This is a genomic window from Modestobacter caceresii (assembly GCF_000761485.1).
Taxonomy (GTDB): Bacteria; Actinomycetota; Actinomycetes; order Mycobacteriales; family Geodermatophilaceae; genus Modestobacter; species Modestobacter caceresii.
This window is the reverse complement of the sequence record NZ_JPMX01000020.1, coordinates 1-25,216: the sequence shown is the minus strand read 5'-3', so window position 1 is coordinate 25,216 and position 25,216 is coordinate 1. Positions and strand designations below refer to the sequence as shown.

General features: G+C 73.1%; 26 protein-coding genes. 11 read left to right on the top strand and 15 right to left on the bottom strand.

The genetic code is table 11. The features are described 5' to 3' along the window. Positions 1 to 211 precede the first annotated feature (211 nt). Positions 212 to 1,165: an intradiol ring-cleavage dioxygenase gene (locus IN07_RS06205; RefSeq protein ID WP_036334402.1), complete on the top strand. Its 954-nt coding sequence runs from the start codon at positions 212 to 214 to the stop codon at positions 1,163 to 1,165. A gap of 94 nt (positions 1,166 to 1,259) precedes the next feature. On the opposite strand, the gene IN07_RS06200 is transcribed toward IN07_RS06205, so the two are convergent. The 3 genes from IN07_RS06200 to IN07_RS06190 all read right to left on the bottom strand — a co-directional run bounded on the left by IN07_RS06200 (position 1,260) and on the right by IN07_RS06190 (position 4,591). After that, entirely contained in the window at positions 1,260 to 1,667 is a 408-nt protein-coding gene (locus IN07_RS06200) for a hypothetical protein (RefSeq protein WP_156119056.1), read from the bottom strand. Between the two features lie 357 nt (positions 1,668 to 2,024). After that, the gene (locus IN07_RS06195; RefSeq protein WP_036334399.1) at positions 2,025 to 3,257 is read right to left on the bottom strand and encodes a M24 family metallopeptidase; all 1,233 of its coding nucleotides are present in this window, start codon (positions 3,255 to 3,257) and stop codon (positions 2,025 to 2,027) included. A 26-nt stretch (positions 3,258 to 3,283) separates the two neighbouring features. Continuing rightward, positions 3,284 to 4,591 carry an ABC transporter substrate-binding protein gene (locus tag IN07_RS06190; RefSeq protein WP_036334397.1) on the bottom strand — a complete coding sequence of 436 codons (1,308 nt, stop codon included), beginning with the start codon at positions 4,589 to 4,591 and terminating at the stop codon, positions 3,284 to 3,286. 119 nt (positions 4,592 to 4,710) lie between these two features. On the opposite strand from IN07_RS06190, the gene IN07_RS06185 reads away from it, so the two are divergent. Further along, on the top strand, positions 4,711 to 5,628 hold the full coding sequence (locus tag IN07_RS06185) for a LysR substrate-binding domain-containing protein (RefSeq protein WP_052090922.1): 918 nt from the start codon (positions 4,711 to 4,713) through the stop codon (positions 5,626 to 5,628). Here IN07_RS06185 and IN07_RS06180 read toward each other — a convergent pair. The 4 genes from IN07_RS06180 to IN07_RS06165 are packed head-to-tail and all read right to left on the bottom strand — an operon-like array spanning position 5,573 to position 9,568. Beyond that, positions 5,573 to 6,415 (bottom strand): ABC transporter ATP-binding protein, encoded by an 843-nt coding sequence (locus IN07_RS06180; protein WP_064972370.1) that lies wholly within the window; start codon positions 6,413 to 6,415, stop codon positions 5,573 to 5,575. The two genes, IN07_RS06185 and IN07_RS06180, sit on opposite strands and share 56 nt — an antisense overlap. Further along, a complete protein-coding gene (locus tag IN07_RS06175) occupies positions 6,412 to 7,254 on the bottom strand; it encodes an ABC transporter ATP-binding protein (RefSeq protein ID WP_052090921.1) in 843 nt (280 codons plus the stop codon). Before IN07_RS06175 ends, IN07_RS06180 begins: the two co-directional genes overlap by 4 nt. After that, positions 7,251 to 8,261 (bottom strand): branched-chain amino acid ABC transporter permease, encoded by a 1,011-nt coding sequence (locus IN07_RS06170; protein ID WP_052090918.1) that lies wholly within the window; start codon positions 8,259 to 8,261, stop codon positions 7,251 to 7,253. The genes IN07_RS06175 and IN07_RS06170 overlap by 4 nt, the downstream gene beginning before the upstream one ends. Continuing rightward, positions 8,261 to 9,568, bottom strand: coding sequence for a branched-chain amino acid ABC transporter permease (locus IN07_RS06165; protein WP_052090916.1), 1,308 nt, complete (start codon positions 9,566 to 9,568; stop codon positions 8,261 to 8,263). The genes IN07_RS06170 and IN07_RS06165 overlap by 1 nt, the downstream gene beginning before the upstream one ends. A gap of 283 nt (positions 9,569 to 9,851) precedes the next feature. On the opposite strand from IN07_RS06165, the gene IN07_RS06160 reads away from it, so the two are divergent. Both IN07_RS06160 and IN07_RS06155 read left to right on the top strand, forming a co-directional pair. After that, positions 9,852 to 10,625: a thioesterase family protein gene (locus IN07_RS06160; protein ID WP_036334395.1), complete on the top strand. Its 774-nt coding sequence runs from the start codon at positions 9,852 to 9,854 to the stop codon at positions 10,623 to 10,625. Between the two features lie 104 nt (positions 10,626 to 10,729). After that, the gene (locus IN07_RS06155; protein WP_036334393.1) at positions 10,730 to 11,932 is read left to right on the top strand and encodes a Fic family protein; all 1,203 of its coding nucleotides are present in this window, start codon (positions 10,730 to 10,732) and stop codon (positions 11,930 to 11,932) included. Between the two features lie 10 nt (positions 11,933 to 11,942). Here IN07_RS06155 and IN07_RS06150 read toward each other — a convergent pair whose 3' ends face one another. Next, complete coding sequence (locus tag IN07_RS06150) at positions 11,943 to 12,476, bottom strand: NUDIX hydrolase family protein (RefSeq protein WP_036334392.1); 534 nt, start codon at positions 12,474 to 12,476, stop codon at positions 11,943 to 11,945. Positions 12,477 to 12,576: 100 nt separating this feature from the next. Between IN07_RS06150 and IN07_RS06145 the strand changes: the two genes are divergently transcribed. Beyond that, a complete protein-coding gene (locus IN07_RS06145; RefSeq protein ID WP_036334391.1) occupies positions 12,577 to 12,771 on the top strand; it encodes a hypothetical protein in 195 nt (64 codons plus the stop codon). Positions 12,772 to 12,777: 6 nt separating this feature from the next. Here IN07_RS06145 and IN07_RS06140 read toward each other — a convergent pair whose 3' ends face one another. The 5 genes from IN07_RS06140 to IN07_RS06120 form a co-directional block, all read right to left on the bottom strand. Then, positions 12,778 to 13,407, bottom strand: coding sequence for a TetR/AcrR family transcriptional regulator (locus IN07_RS06140; protein ID WP_036334390.1), 630 nt, complete (start codon positions 13,405 to 13,407; stop codon positions 12,778 to 12,780). Continuing rightward, the gene (locus tag IN07_RS06135) at positions 13,404 to 14,291 is read right to left on the bottom strand and encodes an NmrA family NAD(P)-binding protein (RefSeq protein ID WP_036334389.1); all 888 of its coding nucleotides are present in this window, start codon (positions 14,289 to 14,291) and stop codon (positions 13,404 to 13,406) included. Before IN07_RS06135 ends, IN07_RS06140 begins: the two co-directional genes overlap by 4 nt. 80 nt (positions 14,292 to 14,371) lie before the next feature. Then, positions 14,372 to 15,385, bottom strand: a complete 1,014-nt coding sequence (locus IN07_RS06130; protein WP_036334388.1) for an LLM class flavin-dependent oxidoreductase — start codon at positions 15,383 to 15,385, stop codon at positions 14,372 to 14,374. 23 nt (positions 15,386 to 15,408) lie between these two features. Beyond that, positions 15,409 to 16,011, bottom strand: a complete 603-nt coding sequence (locus IN07_RS06125; RefSeq protein WP_052090914.1) for a sigma-70 family RNA polymerase sigma factor — start codon at positions 16,009 to 16,011, stop codon at positions 15,409 to 15,411. Between the two features lie 136 nt (positions 16,012 to 16,147). Then, positions 16,148 to 17,674 carry a DUF4407 domain-containing protein gene (locus IN07_RS06120; RefSeq protein ID WP_036334408.1) on the bottom strand — a complete coding sequence of 509 codons (1,527 nt, stop codon included), beginning with the start codon at positions 17,672 to 17,674 and terminating at the stop codon, positions 16,148 to 16,150. Between the two features lie 241 nt (positions 17,675 to 17,915). On the opposite strand from IN07_RS06120, the gene IN07_RS06115 reads away from it, so the two are divergent. The 4 genes from IN07_RS06115 (at position 17,916) to IN07_RS06100 (ending at position 22,319) form a co-directional block, all read left to right on the top strand. Then, entirely contained in the window at positions 17,916 to 18,887 is a 972-nt protein-coding gene (locus tag IN07_RS06115; RefSeq protein ID WP_052090913.1) for an ABC transporter substrate-binding protein, read from the top strand. A gap of 65 nt (positions 18,888 to 18,952) precedes the next feature. Beyond that, positions 18,953 to 19,828: an ABC transporter permease gene (locus IN07_RS06110; RefSeq protein ID WP_036334387.1), complete on the top strand. Its 876-nt coding sequence runs from the start codon at positions 18,953 to 18,955 to the stop codon at positions 19,826 to 19,828. A 9-nt stretch (positions 19,829 to 19,837) separates the two neighbouring features. Next, entirely contained in the window at positions 19,838 to 20,629 is a 792-nt protein-coding gene (locus IN07_RS06105; protein ID WP_036334385.1) for an ABC transporter ATP-binding protein, read from the top strand. A 130-nt stretch (positions 20,630 to 20,759) separates the two neighbouring features. Continuing rightward, positions 20,760 to 22,319 (top strand): Stk1 family PASTA domain-containing Ser/Thr kinase, encoded by a 1,560-nt coding sequence (locus tag IN07_RS06100; RefSeq protein WP_036334383.1) that lies wholly within the window; start codon positions 20,760 to 20,762, stop codon positions 22,317 to 22,319. Between the two features lie 14 nt (positions 22,320 to 22,333). Here the strand turns inward: IN07_RS06100 and IN07_RS06095 are convergent, their stop codons facing one another. Continuing rightward, entirely contained in the window at positions 22,334 to 22,762 is a 429-nt protein-coding gene (locus IN07_RS06095; protein ID WP_036334382.1) for a YybH family protein, read from the bottom strand. Next, entirely contained in the window at positions 22,759 to 23,316 is a 558-nt protein-coding gene (locus IN07_RS06090) for an NADPH-dependent FMN reductase (RefSeq protein ID WP_231558023.1), read from the bottom strand. The genes IN07_RS06095 and IN07_RS06090 overlap by 4 nt, the downstream gene beginning before the upstream one ends. 63 nt (positions 23,317 to 23,379) lie before the next feature. Here IN07_RS06090 and IN07_RS06085 point away from each other — a divergent pair, with 63 nt between their 5' ends. Further along, positions 23,380 to 23,745 (top strand): MerR family DNA-binding transcriptional regulator, encoded by a 366-nt coding sequence (locus IN07_RS06085; protein ID WP_036334380.1) that lies wholly within the window; start codon positions 23,380 to 23,382, stop codon positions 23,743 to 23,745. Between the two features lie 52 nt (positions 23,746 to 23,797). Next, on the top strand, positions 23,798 to 25,216 hold a 1,419-nt coding region (locus tag IN07_RS06080), incomplete at its 3' end, for a protein kinase domain-containing protein (protein WP_231558022.1).

Below are 25,216 nucleotides of genomic sequence, written 5' to 3'. Positions count from 1 at the left end.
GGCCGAAGACCTCGACTCCGACAAGTAGCCGATCAAATACCCAACACCCTCTGAGGGGCCGAAGTCGCGACTTCGGCCCCTCAGGCGACGACGCCCCCGGGACTCATCGGGGCAAGGCGTGCCCAGGAGACGCACAGCGAGCTCAAGGACGGGCCATGAGGGCGGGGGCGACGGTGGACCCGACGCCGTCCACCGCCTGACAGGAGCTCCGATGTCCGCCCACGACCAGCCCGGCCCCAGCTACGAAGGACGCCGGCTGCCCCGTCCCGAGGACGAGGTCGTCGACCAGGGCCTCGACTTCGACCTGGGCACGTTGTTCAGCCGCCGCAGGATGCTCGGCGCGCTCGGCCTCGGCGCGGCGGGACTCGGCCTGGCCGCCTGCGGCGGGACGAGCGCGGCGACGTCCACCAGCGCGTCCTCGGATGCGACCACCGCCTCGGGAGAGATCCCGGACGAGACCGCCGGCCCCTACCCCGGCGACGGGTCCAACGGCCCCGACGTGCTCGCGCAGAGCGGCATCGTCCGCAGCGACATCCGGTCCAGCTTCGGCGATGCGAGCGGCACCGCCGAGGGGGTGCCGATGACCCTCGAACTGACCATCCGGGACCTGGCCAACGGCGGCGTGCCGTTCGAGGGCGTGGCCGTGTACGTGTGGCATTGCGACCGCGACGGCGGCTACTCCATGTACGCCGAGGGCATCACCGAGGAGAACTACCTGCGCGGCGTGCAGATCGCCGACGCCGCCGGGAAGGTGCAATTCACCAGCATCGTCCCGGCCTGCTACACCGGGCGCTGGCCGCACATCCACTTCGAGGTCTACCCCGATCAGGACAGCATCACCGATGCGACCAACGCCATCGCCACCTCCCAGGTCGCGCTGCCGAAGAACGTCTGCGACGCGGTGTACGCCACCAGCGGCTACGAGAGCTCGGTGCGCAACCTCGCCGAGGTCAGCCTCACCAGCGACAACGTGTTCGGTGACGACAGCGGTGCCAGCCAACTGGCCACCGTCTCCGGGGACCTGACCAGCGGCTACATCGTGTCCCTGCCCGTCGGCGTCGACACCACCACGACGCCCACCGCCGGTGCCTCACCGGCGGGCGGCGGCGGCCCCGGTGGCGGTGCACCGGGTGGCGGTGGCACGCCGCCCAGCCCGCCGGACTGACCACCCCCCACCGATGTCGCGGCGCCGGGCCAGCAGCCCGGGGCGGCCGGGAGGACCGCCACCGCACCCGACGCCGAGACGGCGTGAGCGGGGCTCAGGCGTGCCGGACGATCGGGCGCACCGGCTCCCGCGGCGGCGCCGAGCGCAGCACCGTCCGGCGGTTCTCCTGGACGACGACCAGCGCGCCACCGCGGCCCACGTCGCACAACGCCTCGAACACCGCCTCGTCGAGCAGCGCGATCTCGGTGTGCCCCTGTACCCCGATGGCCTCCACCACCTCGGCGACCTGGGTCTCCAGCGCGGCCCGGATCAGCGCACGCTCGACGTCGTCGGCCCGCGCACCCACCACGGCGCAGGCGAGCACCGACCCCTCCTGCCGCACCGCGTCCCGCAGTGCCCGCGCCAGCTCGGCGGAGCTGGCCGCCGTCCCGTCCAGCGGCACGAGCAGTCGAGCCCGGACCCGGCGGGACGGCCGGCTGCCGACCACCTCTGCTGACGTCATGCCGGCATCCTGGGCACTGGCTGTGCGCCGCCGGAAGTGCCCGACACGCAACCGAGACCGTTCCGTACCCATGGGAGCGTGGTCACGTACAGTCTGTAACTGATCACTCACGCTGGGCACTGTCTCGGCGAGCGACCGCGACGAACGGGACACCACCCGGATCGACCCCCGGCACCCGGCCAGACTCCGGGCCATGGACACCCGGCCGAGGCGCTGGCCGTATACCGGGTGGCGCCGTCCTAGCACTGGCCCGGGCCGACCAGCCCCGGCGCATTGACGTGGCTGGGCCACGGCCTGGTCACGCGCCATGAACCGCCTCGAGGGTGCGCGGGCCCTTCGGTTGCTCGACCGTTCCGGTCAGGGGACGACGACCAGCTCGTGCGGCAGCTGGTGCAGCACCTCGTGGCCGGTCGCGGTGATCACCACGAGGTCCTCGATCATGACCGCGCCGGTGTCCGAGGAGTAGGCCGGCGTCTCGACCGCGAAGACCATGCCCGGCTGGATGAGCCGTTCCTCCGTCCGGCTGAGGAACGGCGGTTCCTCGTGGAAGGTGTCCAGGCCGACCGAGTGCCCGTAGTGCCCGCGGGTGAAGCGCGGGAAGCCGTTGAGCTGGATGTGCGACTCCGCGGCCGCGAACACCTCACGCACCGGCCGGCCCGGCGTCAGACGCTCCCGGGCCAGCTCGTGGGCTTCGAGCAGGACGCGGTACAGCCGTTGGGCCGCCGGCCGGATCTCCCGGAAGCTGAACGTGCGACCGCCGTCCCCCCGGTAGCCGTCCACGGTCGTGCCGCAGTCGAACTTGATCAGGTCGCCGGGGACGAGCCCGATGCCCCGCTCGGAGTCCACCCCGATGGCCGTCGTGGCACCGACCGCGGGCAGCACCCAGTGGTCGCTGAAGCCCGCGTACCGGTCCGTCCCCATGGCCGCCTGGATCACCCCCAGGGCGTAGCGGTGCCGCATGTCCAGCGCCGTCATGCCGGGCTGCGCGGAGCTCGCGGCGAACGTCATCCCGGCCTCGGACAGCTCCGTCGCCCGGCGCAGCGCCTCGATCTCGAAGTCGTGCTTGATGCTCCGGAGCTCGTAGACGTCCTCGGTCATGTCGACCAGGTCGACGTCGGGAGCGAAACCGGCGATCCGCCGCACGGTGTCCTGCAGCACGTACCGCATGTCCGTGCCGATCCGCGCATCCAACAACCCCCGGTCGGCGAGGGCACTGCGCAGCATCGCGTCCTGCTCGTCCTCGGAGAACTGCGCCGGCCGCGGGACGTCGGCGTCGGGTCCGGCACCCACCTGCAGGTCGGCCGCGCTGCGCAGCTCGACCCAGACCCGGAACGGGCGGACGTCGGCGATCCCGGAGACGCGCCGAGCCTGCTCGGCCTCGAAGTCGCTGATGATCATCGCCGGCTCCAGCGCCGGGTCGGCCGGCACCAGGACGAGGACCGTGCCGAGCATCCGCCAGGGCCACTCGGAGAGGAAGTAGCTCTGGAAGCCGCTCGTGTAGTGCACGTTGGACGGGGTGTACGCGAGGTAGGCGTCCAGCCCCCGCTCCTGGCAGCGGCGCCGGATGTCGTCGAGGATCTGGGCACGCACCGGCGTAGGAGCCCCGGGCCGCGCCGTCACTGCGACTCCACGGTCCGGACGATCTGCGGCGTCCCGGTCTCGTCGAACCGGACGACGTCGAACAGCCCGATCTCCGGTTCACCGACGTCGGTGAAGTCCAGCGGTCCGGAGACCCCGTTGTAGTCGATGTCGGTGCCCGCGGCGATCAGCTCGGCGCAGTCGGCGAACGTCGCGCACTCCTCGCCGTCCCGGGTCACCGACTGCATCGCCCGGGCGATGTCGCCGGGCGCGTCGCTGCCGGCCTGCAGCGCGGACAGGGCGATGGTGATCACGCAGTCGTAGTGGTAAGGCGTGAAGTTCGTGATCGACACCTGCGGCTTGCTCGCGACCAGCCGGTCCAGGAAGGCGGGGTCGTTCTGCGAGGAGGCCTGGGTGGCCTGCATGCCCTCCAGGACACCCGGGTCGGACTCGCTCACCGCCGGGCCGAGGGAGCCGAGCGACATGCCGTCGGTGCCGAAGACGCCCACGTCGGCGGGCCCCAGGCCGTTCTCGATCAGGCTGCGCAGCAGCGTGGTCCCCTCCTGGAAAGCGATCACCACGACGGCGTCGGGTTCGGCGGCGGCCACCTCGGCCACCTCGGCGGAGAACGTGGTGGCCGCCGGGTCGTACGGCACGTTGGCCACGACCTCGGCCCCCTCGCTCTCCAGCTGCTCGATCACCGACTGGGAGAGGCTCTGGCCGTAGTCGTCGTTGCGGACGACCACCGCCACCCGGGAAGCCCCCTCGCCGATGACGGTCTGTGCGAGCACCGGGCCCTGGCGGGTGTTCGCCGGGATGGTCCGGAAGTAGAGGCCCTTGTCCGGGTAGCCGGTGAAGGTGGCGCTCGTGTTGGCCCCGGCGCACTGCACAGCCCCGGCGCCGGCGATCCGGTCGAGCACCGAGAGCGAGACCGCGGAGGAGACCGGGCCGATGATGGCGTCGACGCCCTCGCCGAGCAGTCGGTCGACGGTCTGCCCGGCGACGGTCGGGTCCCCGGCCTCGTCGCCGCCGGACAGCGTCACCGGCTGGCCCAGAACGCCACCGGCCGCGTTGACGTCCTCCACGGCCAGCTGGGTCGCCGCGATGATCCCAACGCCAAGGCCGGAGAGCGGGCCGGTCTCGGCGAGGACGTAGCCCAGGTCGAGCTGACCGTCCCCGGGCCGGGAGGACTCGACCTCGGGGGCGGGGCTGTCGCTCGACGCGCTGGGGGCGGCGGCGGGGGCAGAGCCCTCGTCCTCGGCGGGGTCCGAACCGCCGGAGCACGCCGTGACGCTCAGGGCGAGCACCCCCGCCAGCACGGTGATCGGGAACGTGCGAGTCCTCACGAGGCCTCCTGGGAACGTCAGCAGAACCGAAGTGGTCCCGGTCCAGCGTTCCGCGACGGATGTGAAACCGTCCAATACCGAATGGCGCCGTTGTGATATGGACGCTGTATCAATGCTTCGTGGACCTCCGCCATCTGCGCTACTTCCTCGCGGTCGCCGAGGAGCTGCACTTCGGGCGCGCCGCCGCACGCCTGCACATCGCCCAGCCGCCGTTGAGCCAGCAGATCCAGCGACTGGAGCGGGAACTCGGCCTCACGCTGTTCGAGCGGGACCGGCGGCACGTGCGGCTTACCCGTGCCGGAGAGATGCTGCAGGTGGAGGCGCGACGCACCGTCGCGCAGGCCGACCGGCTCCTCGACGTCGCAGCGGACGTGCGGACGGGCGGGATCGGTCGGGTCCGCCTGGGGTTCGTCGGTTCGTCGCTGTACGGGCAGCTGCCCGCACTGCTGCGGGCCGTGCGACAGCAGGCGCCCCAGATCACGCTGTCCGCCGTCGAGCTGGAGTCCGGCCCGCAGCTGGCCGGGCTCATCGAGGACACGCTGGACCTGGGAGTGCTCAGGCCGTCGGCCTCCACGCCGTCGCTCGCGGTGCAGGTGATCGAGGAGGAGGAGCTCGTCGCCGCGCTGCCGGCGGACCATCCCCTCCCGGTGGGGCAGCCGGTCGTCCTCGCCGACCTGGCGGAGGAGCCGTTCGTGCTCTTCACCCGGGAGCACGGGGAGGGCTTCTGGCAAGTGGTGGTGCAGGCCTGCGGCCAGGCGGGCTTCTCGCCGAACATCGTGTTCAACGCCGAGCACGTGCACACGATGGTCGGCCTGGTGGCCTCGGGCATGGGGGTGTCCCTCGTTCCGCAGGCGGTCCGCCGTCTCGACCTGACGGGCGTGCGTTACGAGCGGATCGCTGCGCCGACGCCGCGCCTGCCCCTGGCGCTGGCCTGGTGCCCGGGCCGTTCGTTCCCCGCCCTCGAACGTGTGCTGGAGATCGTCACCGTCCAGGCTCGTCGGACGGCGGGCGCCCCTCGTCAGTTTCCGGCCGGCTAGCGTCCGCTCGCGTCGCCGCACCCAGTCTGCCCAAGTAGAGCTCCACCACGGCGGGGTCGTCGAGCAGCTCGCGCCCCGTTCCGGTGACCGCGTTGTGCCCTTGGTCGAGGATGTAGCCCCGGTCGCAGATGGCCAGGCAGCGCCGCGCGTTCTGCTCGACGATCAGCACCGCGGTGCCCGTCTCGTTGATCCGGGAGATCAGGGCGAACACCTCCGCCTGCGCCCGCGGGGAGAGCCCCGCCGACGGCTCGTCCAGGCAGAGCAGCCGCGGCTCCGGCATCAGCGCCCGTGCCATGGCCAACATCTGCCGCTCACCACCCGAGAGCGAGCCGGCCCGCGCCTGCATCCGTTCGACCAGGCGGGGAAAGAGCTCGGCGAGCGCCTCCCAGCGGCCGGCGAACTCCTTCGGCCGCAGGAAGGAGCCCATGCGCAGGTTGTCCCGCACGGTCAGCCGGGGGAAGACGTTGTCCAGCTGCGGCACGAAACCCACTCCCCGGCCCACCAGCTCGTGGGACGGCGCGCCGGTGATGTCGGTCCCGTCGAAGCGCACGGTGCCCGCACTCACCGAGACGAGCCCGAAGACGGCCTTGAGCAGCGTCGACTTGCCGGCGCCGTTGGGGCCGAAGATGCCCACGAGCTCACGGCCGCCGACGTGCAGGGACACGTCCTGCAGGATCGGGACGCCGGGTGTGTAGCCAGCGGTGACGCCGCTGACCGCGAGGACGGTGTCCGCGGGCGGCTCCGCCCCAGGACCGCTGCTCGTCGCCCGGTGGGCTCCGGTGCTCATGGCTGCCGACCCTTCCCCGCAAGGCGCGCGGAATCGTCGTCGCCGGCCTCGTCCGATCCCAGGTAGGCGTCGATGACCTCGGGATCCCGCATGACCTCGGCCGGGGTACCGGTGGCCAGCACCTTCCCGAAGGCCATGCACACCACGTCGTCACTGATGTCGGCGACGACGTCCATGTCGTGCTCGACGAAGAGGATCGTCGTCCCCTCCGCGCGGACCTGCCGGATGTGGTCGAGCAGCGTCTCGACCAGCCGCGGGTTGACGCCGGCCATGGGCTCGTCGAGGAGGAGCAACCGCGGCTCGCTCATCAGGGCCCGGGCCATCTCCAGCAGCTTGCGCTGACCACCCGACAGCACGCCGGCAGGCTGGCCGGCCATCTGCTCGAGCCCGAACCGGGCGAGCAGCTCCTGCGCCCGTTCGGTGTTGTCCGCCTCCTGACGCCGCCAGCTCCGCCGGCCGAAGAGGGCTCCCCCGATGCCTTCACCGCGCTGCCCCGGGGCCGCGAGCAGGACGTTCTCCTCCAGCGTGAGGTCCGCCAGGCTGCGGGTGAGCTGGAACGTACGCACCATGCCCTGCCGGGCGAGCCGGTAGGCCGGCAGCCCGGTGACCTCGCGTCCCTCCAGCTGCCAGGCGCCGGCGTCGGCCCGGTCGAACCCGGTGAGGACGTTGAAGAAGGTCGACTTCCCGGCCCCGTTGGGTCCGATGAGGGCCGTGATCGTCCCGCCGCGCACGACGAAGTCGTCGACGTCGACGGCGGTGAGGCCACCGAAGCGGCGCTGCACTCCCTGGGCGCTGAGGATCGACTGGGTCGTCTCGTGGCCGCTCGGACTGCTCGTCATGCCGCCACCTCCGCCTTCGCCGTTGCTGCGGCCTTCGGCGTCCGCCGGGACAACAGCCCGCCCGCGCGGAAGTACATGAACAGGATGAGCGCGATGCCGACGAGGGCCAGCCGGATCGGCCCGACGTCGGAGGTGGAGAGCAGCTCGTCGCTGATGACGCCGCTGGTGATGGCCTGCCGGAGCAGCGAGTCGCTCGCCGCGAGCAGCAGCCAGAACAGGACGGCGCCGACCACCGGACCCAGCACGCGCCCGACGCCGCCGAGCAGGAGGACGGCGAACGCGTAGAACGACAGGTCGGCGGTGTAGGTGTCCGGGGTGACGGCCTGGGACGCCAGGGCCAGCACCATCCCCGCGACGGAGGCCATGAGCCCGCCCAGCACGAGCGCCTGGAGCTTGTAGGCGTAGGTGTTCTTGCCCAACGCCCGGACCACCTCCTCGTCGTTGCGGATCGCTCGGATGACCCGGCCCCAGGGGCTGCTCACCAGCAGCGCCGTGAGAGCGACCGCCGCTGCCACCAGCAGCCAGCCGACCAGGGCGATCCACAGCTGCCCGCCGGAGAGGGAGAACCGGCCGATCCCGTAGCTGCCCCCGCCGAAGGGGTTGAGGTCGTAGAAGCCGGAGGCGAACTGCTGGACGCCGAAAACGCCGTAGGTGAGCGGGGCCGCGGCTTCCGACCTGAAGAGCAGGCGCAGGATCTCCGCGGTAGCGATCGTTGCGATGGCGAGGTAATCACCGCGCAACCGCAGGGTGGGGACCCCCAGCAGCAGGGCCAGCAAGAACCCCATGAGCAGCCCGATCAGCACGCCCAGCCACAGCGGGGCGCCGTAGCGGGTGACGCTCACGGTCATGCCGTAGCCGCCGACGAGCATGAACCCGGCCTGGCCGAAGTTCATCAGGCCGGCGTAGCCGAACTGCAGGTTGAGCCCCACGGCGGCCAGCGCGAAGACCGCCGCTTGAGGTCCGACGGCCGCCCGCACGGCGTCCGCCAGCACGGCGATCAGATCCATCAGCCCACCCTCTCGCGCAGGCCGAGCAGCCCCTGGGGCCGCACGAGCAGGACCAGGATCAGCAGCAGCAGCGCCCACACGGTCTGCAGCTCGCTGTCGAAGAAGACGGTGCTCAGCTGGGCGAGCAGGCCGACGACGAGGCTCCCCACCACGGCTCCGAAGGCGGTTCCGAGCCCGCCGAGGATGACCCCGGCGAACATCAGCAGCAGCAGGTTGAAGCCCATGTTCCAGGTCACCGCCTGACTGAGCCCGTAGAGCACACCGCCGAGCGCGGCCAGCCCACCCCCGGCGAGCCACACCTGGAACACCACACGGTCCACGTTGATCCCCGAACACCCCGCGAGCGCGCGGTTGTCCGAGACCGACCGGACGGCCGTGCCCAGCCGGCTACGGGTGAGCGTCAGCCCGATCAGCACCAGCACCAGCAGCGCGATGCCCAGGATCGATGCGTCCCGAGGGGTGATGCTCAGCGGACCCCACTGCCAGACCTGCTGCAGCCCGTACTGCTCATAAGAGCGCGGGTTGCCCCCGTAGACGACCAGGACGACCTGACGCAGCAGCAGGGCGAGCCCGATCGTCGCGATGAACATCGAGACCTGGCTTGCCCGCCTGCGCCGCATCGGGCGCCACAGCACCAGCTCGCTGCCGCCGGCGAGCGCGGCGACGACCGGGATGGCCACCAGGGCGGCCAGCGCGATGTGCAGCCCGGCGGCGTTCAACCCGAACGCGACCACCGCCCCCACGGTGACCAGCTCGCCGTGCGCAAAGTTGATCAAACCGGTCGTGCCGAAGATGAGCGAGAGGCCGATCGCGGTGATCCCGATGAGCGCACCCAGCAGCAGGCCGTCCAGCGTCGCCTGGGCCAGTGCGGCGCCGAGGCCGGATCCCGAGGTCTCCACCTGGCCCAGTGGGAACAGGACGTTGCGCAGACTGCCCGGGTCGACCGTCACCTCCCGGCTGGCCTCGGCACCCTCCCGGAGGCTGATCCCGGCCGGCAGCGACTCCTCGTCGAGGCCCACCTCGTAGGTCCCGGGAGCCGGCACCGGGATCTCCCAGCGCCCGTCCGCGCCGCTGGTCACGGAGGCGACCTCGTCGCCGCCCTGGCTGAGCGTGACCTCCACGTCCGGGACGGGCTGGTTCGCAGCGTCGACGAGGCGGCCCTGGACCACCTCGCCGGCGGCCAGGGCCGGCGTTGCATCCAGCAGCAGGCAGCTGATCGCCACGGCGACCGCGGCCAGGCACGACGCGAGCGCCGACGTCCACCGCCGCGGGCGGACATCTGCCGACGCCCGGGTCAGAGCGGCCACCTGACCTCCGACACTCGGCCGGCGCCGCGGGAGCTCCGGGGGAAGGACATCCCTGAAGGGTGGTCGGAGCACGTCGGGGCGTCCAATACCGACAACGGGCGCTGTTGATACGGACGGGCTATCAGGACGGCTGTTGTCATATCAGTAATCACCCGGCGACACTCCGGCAACAGCCGCCGTCCACCCACCGTCTCCGCGGTGACCATCACCCCTCCGTTCCACCGTGGAGGTCCAGCAGGATCGTCCCGCGCTCCGTGCGACACCCTCGGCCAGACTCCGGGCCATGGACCTCGAGGCCTTCTACCTACCGCTCGGTGACAACCGCTTCTCCCCCACCCGGGCCACCGAGAGCCCCTGGGAGACCAGTGCCCAGCACGGCGGGCCGCCGTCCGCGCTGCTGGCGCACCTGGCGACCGCCGCCGCGGGTGAGCACCTGCGGGCGGCCCGGGTCAGCGTCGACTTCTTCGGCGCCATCCCCCGCCGCGAGCTGACCATCGAGGTCTCCCCCGTCCGCCCCGGCCGGCGGATCGACCTCACCGAGGCCGCGATGACCGTCGAGGGCCGCACGGTCGCCGTCGCCCGGGTCTGGTCGATCGCCACCGGCCCGACGCCGCCGGTGGTCACCGAGCTGACCCCGCCGCCCGCCGTCCCGGAGGTGTCCAGCTCGTTCCTCCCGCACCTCCCCGACTGGGGCTTCGGCCAGGCCCTCGACTGGCGCTGCACCGCCGGCTCACCGGACGAGACCGGCCCGGCCGACGTCTGGACCCGGGTCCTGGTCCCGCTGATCGCCGGCCAGGAGCTCACCCCGCTGGACCGCACGCTGGTCGCCGCCGACGCCGCCAACGGCCTCTCCGCCGAGCTGCCGATCAGCAGCTGGCTGTCCATCCCGCCGGGCATGACCACCCACCTGACCCGCGAGCCGGACGGCGAGTGGGTGCACCTGTCCGCCCGCAGCTCGATCGCCGCCGACGGCATCGGGCTGTGCCTGGGCACGCTGTCCGACGCCGCCGGCGAGATCGGCCAGGTCTCCCAGCCGCTGCTCGTCCGCGAACGCTGACCGGGGACATAGCAGCGCAGATACCGCCGCCCCGGCACACCGATCTGAGTGACACCCGGGCCGTTATTCTCACTTAAGTGCGGATCTGAGAATAAGGTGACCCTGTGTTCTCAGCCGGATCGCCGTGGCCGACGTTGTCCGACCAGGAGGTGCCCTGGTACCCGCGACTGCCGTCCGACGTCGTCCCCCGGTCGGTTCGACTGCGCCACTCGGGTCCCTACCGGGCAGCCGTGGTCCCGCTGATCGCCACCGCGAGGCCCACCCTCGACGCCGCGACCTCGGCGCTGGCCGACGAGGCCTCTCGGGAGATCGCCCGGTTCGACGCGGAGCTCGGCGGCGAGATCGCCCCGTTCGCCACCGTCCTGCTCCGCAGTGAGTCGGCGTCCTCGTCGCAGATCGAGCAGCTCACCGCCGGCGCCCGGGCCATCGCCGTCGCCGAACTCGGGGACGGCGCCAGCCGTAATGCGGCGTCCATCCTCGGCAACGTCCGGGCCATGCGGGCGGCACTCGACCTGGCCGGCGACCTGAGCCCGAGCACGATCCTGGCGATGCACGCCGCCCTGCTCGACGAGGTCGAACCCACCATCGCCGGACGGTGGCGCACCGACCAGGTCTGGATCGGCGGGGACTCCTACGGGCCGCACGGGGCGGCCTTCATCCCGCCGGTCGCCGACGACGTACCGGCGCTGATCGACGACCTGGTCGCCTTCGCGCACCGGGAGGACGTCCCGGTGCTGGTGCTCGCCGCGGTCAGCCACGCCCAGTTCGAGACCATCCACCCCTTCCCCGACGGCAACGGCCGCACGGGCCGCGCGCTGATCCACGCGCTGCTGCGCCGGTACGAACTCACCCGCGCCGTCACCGTCCCGGTGTCCGCCGGGCTGCTCAGTGAGGTCGACGGCTACTTCGCTGCGCTCACCGCCTACCGCGAGGGCGACATCGACCCGATCGTGTCGGCCCTGTCCACCGGCGCACTGTCGGCAGTGGTGAACGCCCGACACCTGGTCGCCGACCTGCACCAGGTGCGCGCCCGCTGGGACGACGTCGTCCTCGCCCGCCGCGACGCAACCGCCTGGCGAGTGGCGGACCTGCTCGTGCGCCAGCCCGTGCTCGACGCCGCCACCATCGCCCGCGAGCTCGGCGTCTCCCCCGGCAACGCCCTGCGTGCCCTCGAGCCGCTCGTGGCCGCCGGCGTGGTCACCGAGTTCACCGGCCGGGCCCGCAACCGGCTCTGGCAGGCAGCCGAGGTGCTCACCGCGGTGGACGCCTTCGCCGCCCGCGCCGGACGCCGCCGAGCTGCCGGCTGAGAACGAGGAACTAGACCCCGAGGTGCGCCAGGGCCTGCAGCAGCAGGTGGCTCTGCCCGTTCGCCAGCTCGGCCAGCAGCGTCGGCTCCCGGACCTCCTGCGGGGTGAACCAGGTCAGCTCCAGCGCGTCCTGCTGCGGTGCGCAGTCACCCTCGACCGGGACGACGTAGGCCAGCGACACCGCGTGCTGCCGCGGGTCGTGGAACGGCGTCACCCCCGGCGTCGGGAAGTACTCGGCGATGGTGAACGGCTGCGGCGCGGGCGGCACCCGGGGCAGCGCGAGCGGGCCGAGGTCCTTCTCCAGGTGCCGGAGCAGCGCCGACCGCACCCGCTCGTGGTAGAGCACCCGACCGGACACCAGCGCCCGCTTGACCAGCCCGTCGCTGCCGGCCCGCAGCAGCAGACCGACCGAGGTCACCACGCCCTGGTCGTCGACCCGCACCGGCACCGCGTCGACGTAGAGGATGGGCAGCCGCTCGCGCGCGGCGTCCATCTCCTCACCGGAGAGCCAGCCAGCGTCGTTCTTCGTCGTCGCCTCGGTCATGGGTCACTGTCTAATCGATGCGGGTCCGGTCGCGGTGCGGCGGGCCCCGTGGCGCGTCGCACGGTCACGACCGGACCTCGGACTGCCGAGTACCGATTGCATGAGCACCCGAACCGACGACGCGCTCAACAGCTGGCTCGCCGACCTGACCGGCGGCGAGACCTCGATGCGCCGACTTCGCAAGCGGCTGACCGAGGAGGGCACCCTGACCACCGAGCCGTGCCCCACTTGCCAGCACCCGGCCACCACGGACGTCGCGCACACCGGCCACTGGGTCGCCGAGCCCGTCACCTGAGCAGGCTCAGCGCCCCCGGCTGACGACCTCCTCGAACTGCGCCGGCGTCAGCGGCGGCCCGGGCAGCTCGCCGTCGGTCGGCCGCAGGCCGTCCAGCGCGATCGTCACCACCCGCCGCCAGATCTCCGGGGCGACGTCCCGCGACCGGGTGGTGACCGCGCCGACCATCACCGGGATCAGCGCGACGTCCAGCGCGGTCACCTCCGGCCGCACCTGCCCGCGCTCCTTCGCCCGGTCGAGCAGCGCCCCGACCACCGGTGCGATCCGGGACGTCGCCGCTCCGGCCCGGGCCCGCGCCTGCGGCCCGAGCATGAACTCCTGCAGCCCCCGGTCGCCGGCCTGCAGCTCCACCACCTGCACCAGGAACCGGCGCAGGCCCTCGCCCGGGTCGTCGGCCGCGAGCGCCTCGTCGGCGAGCCGGCCGACGAGGGCGAGCTGGTCCTCGAACAGGGCGAGCATCAGGTCCTCGCGGGTCGGGAAGCGCCGGTAGACCGTGCCGACGCCGACGTCGGCCGCGCGCGCCACCTCGTTGTGCGTGACCGCCCGGCCGGTCTCGGCGAACAGCTGCCGTGCCGCCGCGAGCACCCGCTCCCGGTTGCGCGCGGCGTCCCGGCGCAGCGGCGTCGACCCGGTCATCGCGCGGCGAGCACCTCCCGTGCCGTCGTCCAGTCCCGCGGACCGTAGCGGTCGTTGTCCAGCGGCCCGAGCTCGGCGTCCCCACTGAACATGCTGTGCAGGTACTGCATCCCCTGCCACACCGGGAATGGCGACTCCTCGTCCCGGGACACCGCACGACCCACCTTGGCCACCCCGGCGATCAGGCCGGGCGTGCCGGCCCAGGTCGGCCGGAACCGCCGCCCGGTCAGCTCGGTCATCGTCGCGGCCAGCTGCCGGGCGGTGACGGTGTCGCCGGCGACCTCCAGGTACCGCGGGGCGGCCTCGTCCAGAGCGGCGTCGGCGGTGAACGCCGCGGTGTCGTCCTTGGTGGTGAAGTCCAGCGGCTGGTCGGCGTCGCCCCAGTACAGGACCCGGTCCCGGCCGGACAGCACGATCGGCGCCTGGCCGGTGAGCAGGTCGGCGAAGGCGCCGTTGAGCACCGACGTCGCCCGGATCGGAGCACGGTCGAGCACCCGGGCGAAGTCCCGGCGGAGCTCGAAGTTCCGGTTCGAGCCGGGGGCCACGCGCCGGTAGTCGGCGGAGAAGTCCGAGGGGATGAACCGCGGGACGCCGGCCGCCACCGCGGCCTCCAGCAGCCGGGTCTGCAGGCCGACCATCACGTCCCGCAGCCCGTTGAGGGTGGAGAGGACGACGTCGGCCCCCTCGCTCACCCGCCGCAGGTCGGCGGGGTCGTCGTGGTCGGCCTCCACGACGGTGGCGCCGAGCCCCGCCAGCCGCGCGGTCTTCTCCGGGCCGGCGCCGGTGCGGACCAGCGCCCGGACGTCGGCCCCTCTCGCGACCAAGGCGCGGATCGTGCGAGCACCGAGGTCACCACTGGCGCCGGCGAGCAGGACTGTGGTCATGCGGGTCTCCTCGACCAAGGAAACGGATCGGGTTGTCCGCTTCGCTGAGTCGACGGTAAACCCGGCCTGACGGCCGGCCGTCAGGCGGTGGGCGACCAGCCCAGCGCCGGGCCGAGGTGCTGGGCCATGTCGGTGAGGATCTGCACGTAGTCGTCGTGCTCGAAGCTGAACGGCAGCGCGAAGACCACCTCGGTCACCTCGCGGAAACCGGCGTGGGCGTACAGCTGCTCGGCGATCTGCTCCGACGTCCCGACCAGGTCGGGGGCGAACATCAGCCGGGCCGGCCCCTGCGGGGTCGCCGTCCGCGGCAGCCGCGCCTCGACGTAGGCGGCGTACTTCGCCCGCTGATCCGCCGACGCCGAGTCGGTCGGGATGACCACCAGGCCCTGCGACGCCCGCCCGGTCGGGTTGGCGGCCTTGAAGGCCTGCAACTGGGCGGCCTGCTCGGTGGCGAAGTCCTCGCTGGTCTCCGCCTTGACCACCGACGAGCTCAGGAAGTGCAACCCCTTTTCCCCTGCCCAGACCGCCGACCTCAGCGACGCGCCGCCGTACCAGAGCCGCGACCGCAACCCGGGCGAGTGCGGCTGCACCCGATCCGACCACTCCTCCACCACACCCTCCCGGCCGGCGAAGGACGACGCGGGCGCGCCCTCGACGAAGCGCAGCAGCCGGGCCACCCGCTCGTAGGTGAAGTCCTCCACGTCGGCGGTGTCCGGGTACAGCGCGGCCCGGACGTCGTCCCAGTGCATCGGTGGGCCAACCGAGAACCCGGGGTTGAGCCGGCCGCCGCTCAGCACGTCGACCGTCGCGAGGTCCTCGGCCAGGCGCAGCGGGTTCTCCCACGCCAGCGGGATCACCGCCGTCCCCAGCTCGATCCGGGACGTGCGCTGGGTGGCCGCCGCCAGCACCGCGACCGGGGAGGAGATGCCGTACTGCAGGTGCCGGTTGCGCAGCCAGGCGCTGTCGAAGCCCAGCTGCTCCCCCAGCTCGATCACCCGCAGCGTCGACTCGTGCCCGCCCCGCGGGTCGGCCTCGTCGAACAGGCCGATGGTCAGGAAACCCAGCTTCTCCAGCGGCACCCCGGGCGACGGCATGGCGCGATCAGACCAGACCGGGCTCAGGCATCGGTCGCCGGCAGTGCGGTGGCGACCGGCGGGATGCCGGGCCGGACCGCCAGCCCCGGGACGACGGCGGTGAGCCCGTTCTGCAGCCGCCGCATGCCGACCATCATCCGGGTCTTCACCGTGCCCAGCGGAGCGCCGGTGCGCTGGGCGATCTCCCGCTGCGTGTAGCCACCCCAGTACGCCAGCACCAGCGCCTCCCGCTGCACCGCGGGCAGCTCCGCCAGGGCCGTGCGCACCCGCGCGTCGGCCATCCGGCCGGCGACCAGCTCGGCCACGTCGAGCGGGGACTCCTCCCGGAACCGCTCCGCCACCCCGTCCAGCCGACGCTGCTGCGAGGACTCGTGCCGGACGGCGTCCACCGCCTTGTGGTGCACCAGCGCCAGGAACCAGGAACGGAACGAGCCGCGGGCCCCGTCGAAGGCGGCCGGGTCGCGCCAGTAGGCGACGAAGGCCTCCTGGACGACGTCCTCGGCGAGCCGGTCGTCGACCAGGATGCGCCGGGCCAGCGCCAGCGCCGGGGCGGTGTGCTGGTCCAGCAGGTCGGCGATGGAGGCCGGGGCGGTGCGGCCGGGCGCGGGAACGACGCTGTTCGTCACCCCTGATGGATGGCACACAACTCGATCGTCCAAACGGCTCTTCACCCGGACGAGTGAGCGCGGTCACCCGCCCGGGAAATACAGACCGCCGACCCGGGTGGACCCGGGTCGGCGGTCAGGTGGAGCAGGAGAGGGATCAGCGGTCCTCGGTCACCGGCTGCAGCAGCTCGGCGGCCGGCCGGGGCGCGGGCACCGCCGTCGTCCCGAACAGGCTCACGCCCGATGGTGCGGCCATCATCGCCTCGAGCTCGCCGGTGTCCAGCGTCGGCTCGATCGGCTCCAGGGTCGGCTCGAAGACCTCCGGCTCGGCGCCGCCGCGGCCGGGTGTGATCCGCCGCAGCAGGCCGCGCAGCGAACGGGCCTCCTTGCGGCGGGCCTTGCGCTCGGCTGCCCGGGCGGCCTCCTCGCGGGCGGCGAGGTCGCGGTCCAGGATCTCCCGCGCGATCCGGTCGGTCTCGGCCGCCACGATCAGGTCGGCCCGGGCCTGCTGCGCCCGCTGCCGGCCGTCGCGCCGGATCTCCTCGGCCTCGACCTCCTCGTCGTCGCGCACCTTCACCAGCCGGTCGTAGGCCGTCGGCAGGGCGAAGTTCAGCAGCGTCTTCATCAGCACCGGGAGGATCTCCACGCTGAGGAAGAGCAGGAAGAGCATCACGTGGGCCACGTGCGCCATCGGCCGCTCCTCCGACAGCCGGTCGATCGCCTCGAGCCGGGCCAGGATGCCGTCGCTCTGGCTGTTCTCCGCGTCGAACGCGGCCTGCTCGGCCAGTCGCGCGTCGGTCAGCCGGCTCAGCTCGGCCTGGTCGGTCACCAGCGCGGCCTTGGCCAGCGCCACGCTGCGGGCCGCGGCACCGACGGCGTCCTTCTCGGCCGTGGTGCGCGTCTGCAGCAGCGCCGCCTCGGCGGCGTCCAGCTCGGCCTTCGCCGTCTCCCGCACCGCCGCCTGCTGACCAGCCGCCGCCGCCGCGGCGAAGTACGCCGCGCCCTGACCCTCGTCGCCGGACCCACAGGTGCCGTCGAGCTCGCACTGCGCCTTGGCCTGCAGCTCGTCGTACCGGCCCGACGCCGCGTCGTAGACGGCCTTCTTGCTGTCCCGCTCGGCCTGCGCCGCCGCCACCCGCGGGTCGGTGTTCGGGTCGGTCGCGCCGCCGCTGGCGACCACGGCCTGGTCGTCGGCGATCGACCGGGTGAGCACCGGGATCTGCGCGTACCGGGCGTCGGCGTCCAGCTCGTCGGTGAACTTCTCGGCCGCCTCCGCCTGCAGCGTCACGATCGTGGCGTCGACCTCCTTGCTGAACACCTGCAGCGTCAGCGGCGTGGAGATGACCGTGCCGAGGACGACGGCCAGCGCCAGCCGCGGCACCGCCAGCCCCACGTTGCGCCACCAGGACGAGTCGTGGCCCATCCCGACCAGCAGCATCCGGTCCAGGTTGAGGATCACCAGCCCCCAGCCCAGACCGATCAGGACGGCGATCCACCACCAGGCGCCCAGCGCCATGTGCACGGCGAACGCCATCGACAGCGCGGCCAGCGCACCGGTGCTGACCAGCACGCCACCGAGGGCGACGTACTTGGACCGGGCGCCGGGGGCGACCCGCAGCAGATCGAGCCGGGCGCCGGCCAGCACGGCCAACCGATCGCCGACAGAACGGGGGCGGGACCTCATCCGTGGATTCCTCTCGCAGAACGACCAAGGGAGGTATCGGTCGCCCACGACCGAGCCGGTACCGGTCAGCGACTGTGAGACATCTCCGACCGCCGGGACACCACGTAACGGCACCGTCACGTCTCGGACACGGCTGCCGCACACGCGGAGGGTGAGGTCTCCCTCGAGAACGCACAGCGCGCTCTTCGTCCGCCCGCCGTCCGCGTACGGCGGCCGGCCACGTCGGCCTCGAAGGAGACCCATGAGCCCCCAGCTCGTCCGGCGCGCGATCGCCGGCACCGTCGCAGCCACCACCGTCCTGGCGCTGGCTGCCTGTTCGTCCGACTCCGCCGAGGCCAGCGGCAGCGACGACGGGGGCACCCAGACCGTCACGATCGGGACCCTGCGCGGCCAGCCGCACTTCTACGCCCCGTTCCTCTACGACGAGTACGCCCCCGAGGGGGTCGAGTTCGAGGTCGTCGTCCTGGACACCGCGCCCTCGCTGACCGACGCCGTCATCTCCGGCGCCGTCGACTTCGCGATCACCGGTGTTGTGGCGACGGTCGCCTCGGTCGCGCAGGACCGCGACATCACCCTGGTCGCCTCCGCGGCCGACGGCGGCTTCGGCTTCATCGGGGGCGAGGGCATCGAGACCGTCGCCGACCTGACCGGCAAGACGGTCGGCTACATCCAGGGCAGCGCCCCGGAGATCGCGATGCGGCTGATCCTGGAGGAGAACGGCATCGACCCGAGCAGCCTGGAGCTGATCGCCGTCCCGCCGCCGGAGATGGCCTCGGCTCTGGGCAGCGGCTCGATCGATGCCTTCTTCGGCACCGAGATCGCCGTCTCGCTCGCCACCGCCGCCGGCGCGAACGAGCTCACCGACCCCTACGCCACCCCGATCGGGCGGGTGAACCTCGGCCTCACCACCACCGGTGCGCTGATCGCCGAGGACCCGGAACTGGTGCAGCAGGTCGTCGACACCCACGCGGAGACCACCGAGTACATGGCCGACAACGTCGACGAGTGGCTGCCGGAGATGGTCGCGGAGTTCGGTGGCGACCAGGGCGTCTTCGAGTCGGCGCTGGACAACTTCTGGCTGCGCGCCGACCTGAGCGAGGAGTACCAGACCCAGGTCGAGGCGCTGGCCGACGCGATGGTCACCCTCGGGGTCATCGACACCGCCCCCACCGCGGCCGACCTCGTCGACACCTCCTTCGCCCCGTCCGCCTGAGCCCCCCGGGGCGCCGGCGCACCCGCGCCGGCGCCCCTCCCGCCCTGCGGGAGGAGAGGACCCCCATGACCACCACCGACGTCGCCACCGTCCCCGTCGCGGCCGCCGCCCCCACGGTCCCCGACACGCCCCGCCGGCGAGGCCGCGGGCGGCTGCCCACCGTGCTGCTCGGCCTGCCCGTCCCGGTCCTGTTCCTGGTGCTCTGGCACCTCGGCCGGGCGCAGGAGTGGGAGCTGCCGCTGGGCATCCGGATGGGCTTCCTGCCCTACCCCGCCGACGTCGCCGCGGGGCTGGTCAACTACGTCGCCGGCACCCGGGACGACGCCTTCAGCAGCCTGCTGTGGGAGGACCTGCCGGCCAGCGCGCTGCGCGTCGTCTCCGGCTTCGCCCTGGCCACCCTGATCGCCGTGCCGCTCGGCGTGCTGATGGGCCGATTCCGCACCGCCAACTCGCTGTTCGACCCGATGATCAACCTGTTCCGGCCGATCCCGGCGACCGCCTGGGTGCCGCTGGTCGCGCTGCTCATCGGCTACGGCGACCAGGCGTCGATCTTCCTGATCACGCTGTCCGCCTTCTTCCCGATCGTGCTGGGCACCATCAGCGGCGCCCGCCAGGTGCCCGAACGGCTGCTGGAGGCCGCCCGGATGCTCGGCACCTCCGGCGTCGGCACGCTGCTGCGGGTGGTCCTGCCGGCCGCCGCGCCCGCGATCGTCAACGGCATGCGGGTGGGCCTGGGCCTGGCCTGGGTGATCCTGGTGCTCAGCGAGACCACCGGCGTCCCGACCGGTCTGGGTTCGACGATCTTCCTGGCCCGCGACGTCGTGCAGACCGACCAGATCGTCGTCGGGATGATCTGCATCGCCGTCGCCGGCTTCCTCTCCGACCGGTTGCTGACGCTCTTCTTCCGCGTCCTGTTCCGCGACCGCCCGCTGATCAAGTAGGAGCCGACGATGGACACCGAACACCTCTCCGCCGGCCGCACCGCCGACGTCCGCATCGCCGGCCTGAGCAAGGTCTACGCCGGTGGGGTCGCCGCGATGGCCGACGTCGACCTGACCATCGCCTCCGGTGAGTTCGTCGCCGTGGTCGGCGCCAGCGGCTGCGGCAAGAGCACGCTGCTGCGCATCCTGGCCGGCTTCGAGCGGCCCAGCGGCGGCGTCGTCGAGGTCGGCGGGACGCCGGTCACCGGCCCCGGCCCCGACCGCGGCGTCGTCTTCCAGGACTACGGCCTGTTCCCCTGGCTGTCAGTGCGGGAGAACGTCGCCTACGGCCCTTCCCGCAAGAAGCTGCCCAGGGCCGAGGTCGCGGCGGTCACCGACCGGTTCATCGCCGCCGTCGGGCTGACCCGGTTCGCCGGGAAGTACCCCGCCCAGCTGTCCGGCGGCATGCAGCAGCGGGTGGCGATCGCCCGGGTGCTGGCCAACGACCCGTCACTGCTGCTGATGGACGAGCCGTTCGGCGCGCTGGACGCGCTGACCCGGGCGGACCTGCAGGCCGAGCTCAAGCGGATCCACGTCGACACCCGGACGACGGTGGTCTTCGTGACCCACTCGATCGAGGAGGCGGTCTACCTCGCCGACCGGGTCGTGGTGATGACCGGCGGCGCCTCGCACGGCGTGCCCGGCTCCATCCGCCGGATCGTCCCGGTCGACCTGACCGACCGCGACGTGACCAGCCCGGCCTTCAACGCGGTCAAGCGCGAGATCGCCGACCTGGTGCACACGGTGCCCGCCACCGTCTGACCCAGGAACCGCAGGGGCCAAAATCGCGACTTTGGCCCCCCTGATCGGGGGCCCGGGGTCGCCACCGCAGGCTCGACTTGGTGGGATGGGGCGTCCGGACGCCCCGGGCAGCGCACCAGGGAGGAGCCACATGCACCCGGACGGTCAGCTCCTGGGCGGGCGCTACGAGCTCACCGCGCTGATCGCCACCGGCGGCATGGGGCAGGTCTGGCAGGCCCGCGACACGTTGCTCGAGCGGGACGTCGCGGTGAAGGTGCTGCGCAGCGAGTTCACCGGTGACCCGACGTTCCTGGCCCGCTTCCGGGCCGAGGCCCAGCTCGCCGCCCGCCTGGTGCACCCGAACATCGCCACGCTGTTCGACTACGGCGAGGTCCCACCAGCCGGCCCGCGCGACGAGCACCTCGCCTACCTGGTGATGGAGCTGGTGCGCGGCGAGTCGCTGTCGGCACTGCTGCGCCGCGAGGGCCGGCTGAGCCCCGAGCGCACCCTCGACGTGCTGCGGCAGAGCGCCGCCGGCCTGGCCGCCGCCCACGCCACCGGCGTCGTCCACCGCGACGTCAAGCCCGGCAACGTGCTGATCGGCGACGACGGCACCGTCAAGATCACCGACTTCGGTGTCGCCGTCTCCGGCTCCAGCGTGCCGCTCACCCAGACCGGCCAGGTCATCGGCACCCCGCACTACCTCTCCCCCGAGCAGGCCCAGGGCGACCGGGCCACCGCGGCCAGCGACGTCTACGCCCTCGGCGTCGTCGGCTACGAGTGCCTGGCCGGCCACCACGCCTTCCACGCGGAGAGCTCGGTGCAGGTCGCGCTGATGCAGATCCGGGACACCGCCGCCCCCCTGCCGGACGACGTCCCGGCCCCGGTGCGCCAGCTCGTCGCGGCCGCGATGGTCAAGGACCCGGCCCAGCGCTTCCCGGACGGCGCCGCCTTCGGCACCGCGATCGACGACGTCCGCGCCGGGCGCCCCCTGCCGCAGACCGACCGGACGACGGTGCTCCCCGCAGCCGGGGTGTCGGCACAGTCGCCGAGCACGCGGGTCATGCCGGCCGTCGGCGGGGCCGTGGCCGCCGCCGGGGTGGGCGCCGTCGGTGCCGGTGCGGCCGGGCCTGGTCCCGAGCGGGAGCGGGAGGGCAGGCGCCGCCGCCTGCTGCTCCCGCTGCTCGGCGTGCTGATCGCGGCCGTCGTCGCCGTCGTCGGGTTCCAGGTGCTCGGCGACGACGGGACGGCCGACCCCACGACGACCCCGACGACGAGCACCGAGCAGACCTCCCCGGCCACGACCCCCACCGAGGCGACCACCCCCAGCGTGGAGCTGGTCGAGGTGGACGCCGCCGACTACATCGGCCGGCGGCTCTCCGACGTCGAGTCCGACCTGACCGGCCTCGGCCTGTCGGTCACCACCGTCCCGCGGGAGACGGCCGACGCCACCGAAGGCGCGGTCCTCGCCGTCAGCCCGGACGGCGAGCTGGCCGAGGGCACCGTCGTCACCGTCACCTACGCCACCGCCCCGCCCGCACCGACCCCCACCCCGACGCCGACCCCGACCGACGGCGACGAGGACGAGGCCGACGAGGACGAGCCGGACGAGGGCGACGACGACCGGGGCGGCGGCAACGGCACCGAAGGCGGCGGGAACGGCACCGAGGGCGGTGGGAACGGGAACCAGGGGAACGGGGGCGACGGCTGAGCCAGCCGCCGTGGTCAGCCCCCGGCGACGCGGGTGTTGTGGAACCGGGCGATCCACCACCCCCCTGCCCGCCGGACCAGGACGGCGGTCCCCCGGTTGGTGAAGTCGCCCTCCGGGGTCTCCATCCGCTGGTGGACGTCGGCGATCACCGTGTCCTCGTCCACCAGGGTCAGCTGCTGGACCTCCTGCCGGATGCGCCAGTGCCGTGCCGGTCCGGTCAGCCGGTGCTCGTGGTACCCGGTGAGCTCATCCGCGCCGCTGGTGCGCCGGCCGTCCGGGGACACGGAGACGGCGTCGGCGAGGAAGGCGGCCATCGAGGTGCCGGGGGTCTTGGCGTTGAAGCCCGACTGGATGCCGGCGAGGACGGCGGTGACCGCCTCGGCGACGTCGTCGGGGACGGGGCCGATCGCGGCGCGGGGCCGATCGGCGGGAGCCCCGGTCATGCCGCGTAGGGCGCACGGTCGCGGGCGGTGCGCAGGGCCTGCCCCCACCACACCAGCTGCTCCAGCAGGCGCTCGGCCGCGGCGGTCGCCCGCTCCGGGGCCCGGAGCCGGCCGGCCTCGTCGAACAGCTCGCCGTAGTGGGCGAAGCTGACCGTCTCCCGGATGGTCGTGGCGTGCACCTCGGCGAACACCGGCCGCAGGTGCTCGACCGCCCGGAGCCCACCGGAGATGCCGCCGTAGCTGACGAAGCCCACCGGCTTGGCGTGCCACTCGGCGTCGAAGGTGTCGATGGCGTTCTTCAGCGGCCCCGGGTAGCTGTGGTTGTACTCCGGGGTGACGACCACGAACGCATCCGCCTGGTGCAGCCGGCTGGAGACGGCCGACGTGGCCCCTGCACCGGCCGCCGACCCCACGTCGGGGAGCCGCACGTCGGCGAGGTCCAGCACCTCCACGCGGAGGTCACCCCGCCGTCCGGCGACCGCGGCGAACCACCCCGCGACCACCGGCCCACCACGGACCGCACGGGTGCTGGCCACCACGATCGTCAGCGTCATCGGCCGGTCCCCCGGCCCCTGTCTGTCTTGACTGGTCATGCCGGCGACGCTAGGACTTCAACAATGGTTGAAGTCAAGGTCGCAGACGGTCTCACCGTCGGCCAGGTCGCCGAGGCCAGTGGCGTGGCCGCCTCCGCAGTCCGCTTCTACGGGCAGCACGGCCTGATCAGCAGCGTGCGCACGTCCGGGAACCAACGGCGCTTCGGCCCCGACGCCGCCTGCCGGGTGAAGGTCGCCCGGGTGTCGCAACGCATCGGGCTCACGGTCGCGGAGGTCGCTGCGGTGCTCGCCGAGCTCCCGTCGGACCCGACCCCCGCCGACTGGGGCCGGGTGCACGACGCGCTCGTGGCGGAGGCCGAGGCGCGGATCGGCGACCTCCGGACCCAGCTCCAACTCCTGAGTTCCGGAGAGCTCCTCTGCCAGCTGTGACTCCCGCCCCAGGAGCCCCACGCCGGCGCGGCCGAACGTGGAGGATGTGCCGGTGCACCCCAACGGTCAGCTCCTCGGGGGGCGCTACGAGCTGCAGACGCTGATCGCCTCCGGCGGCATGGGCCAGGTGTGGCGCGCCCGCGACACCGTGCTCGGCCGGGACGTCGCGGTCAAGATCCTGCGCAGCGAGTACACCGCCAACGCGACCTTCCTCGCCCGCTTCCGGGCCGAGGCGCAGCACTCCGCCGGCCTGGTGCACCCGCACATCGCCACCCTCTTCGACTACGGCGAGGTGCTGCCGGACGCCAGCACCCGCGGCGAGCACCTCGCCTACCTGGTGATGGAGCTGGTCCGCGGCGAGTCGCTGGCGACGCTGTTGCGCCGTGAGCCGCGGCTGTCGCCGGACCGCACGCTGCAGGTGCTCCGGCAGTGCGCCGCCGGGCTGGCGGCCGCGCACGCCGCGGACGTCGTCCACCGGGACGTGAAGCCGGGCAACGTCCTCCTCGCCGACGACGGCGGGGTCAAGCTCACCGACTTCGGCGTCGCGGTCTCCGCCACCAGCGTGCCGTTGACCATCACCGGCGAGGTCGTCGGCACCGCCCACTACCTCTCCCCCGAGCAGGCCGCCGGCAACCGTGCCACCCCGGCCAGCGACGTCTACGCCCTCGGCCTGGTCGGCTACGAGTGCCTGGCCGGGCACCGCGGCTTCGACGGCGGGGACGCGGTGGAGGTCGCGCTCCGGCGGATCCGGGAGGTCCCGCCGCCGCTGCCCGATGACGTCCCGTCTCCCGTGCGCCGGCTGATCGAGCGCGCCATCGCCAAGGACCCCGCCGAGCGGTTCGCCGACGGCGCCGCCTTCCGCGCCGCCATCGACGACGTCCTCGCCGGGCGGCCCGTCGGCGAGGCGGACACCGGGCCACGGACGGCGGTGATGCCGGCCATCCGGACGGCGGAGATGCCTGCCGTCCGCACCCCGACCCCGCTGCCGCCCTTCCCGGCGACCCAGACCTACACGCTCCCCCCGGCCGACGAGGACGACGTCGACGAGCCCGAGCAGGAGAGCCGTCGCCGCTGGCCGTTCCTGGTCGCCACCCTGCTCGCCTTCCTCGTCGCGATGGGGAGCACCTTCGGCCTGCTCCAGCTCGCCACCGACCGCGAGGACCCGCCGGCCACCGCCCAGCCGACCGCGACCGCCGAACCGACGCCCCCGAGCACCCCGGTGGTGCAGCTGGTCTCGCTCTCCACGGCGGACTACGTGGGCCGGCCGGCGGCCGAGGTGCAGGCCGAGCTGGTCGAGCGCGGTCTGGTCCCGACGCTGCGGCCACTGCAGACCGGCGACGTCCCCGACGGCTCGGTGATCGCGCTCGACCCGGTCGGTCAGGTGCTCCCCGGTGCCGCGGTGACCGTCACCCACGCGGTCGCCCCGCCGCCGCCACCTCCGCCGCCCGCCCCCGCCCCCGCACCGGCGCCC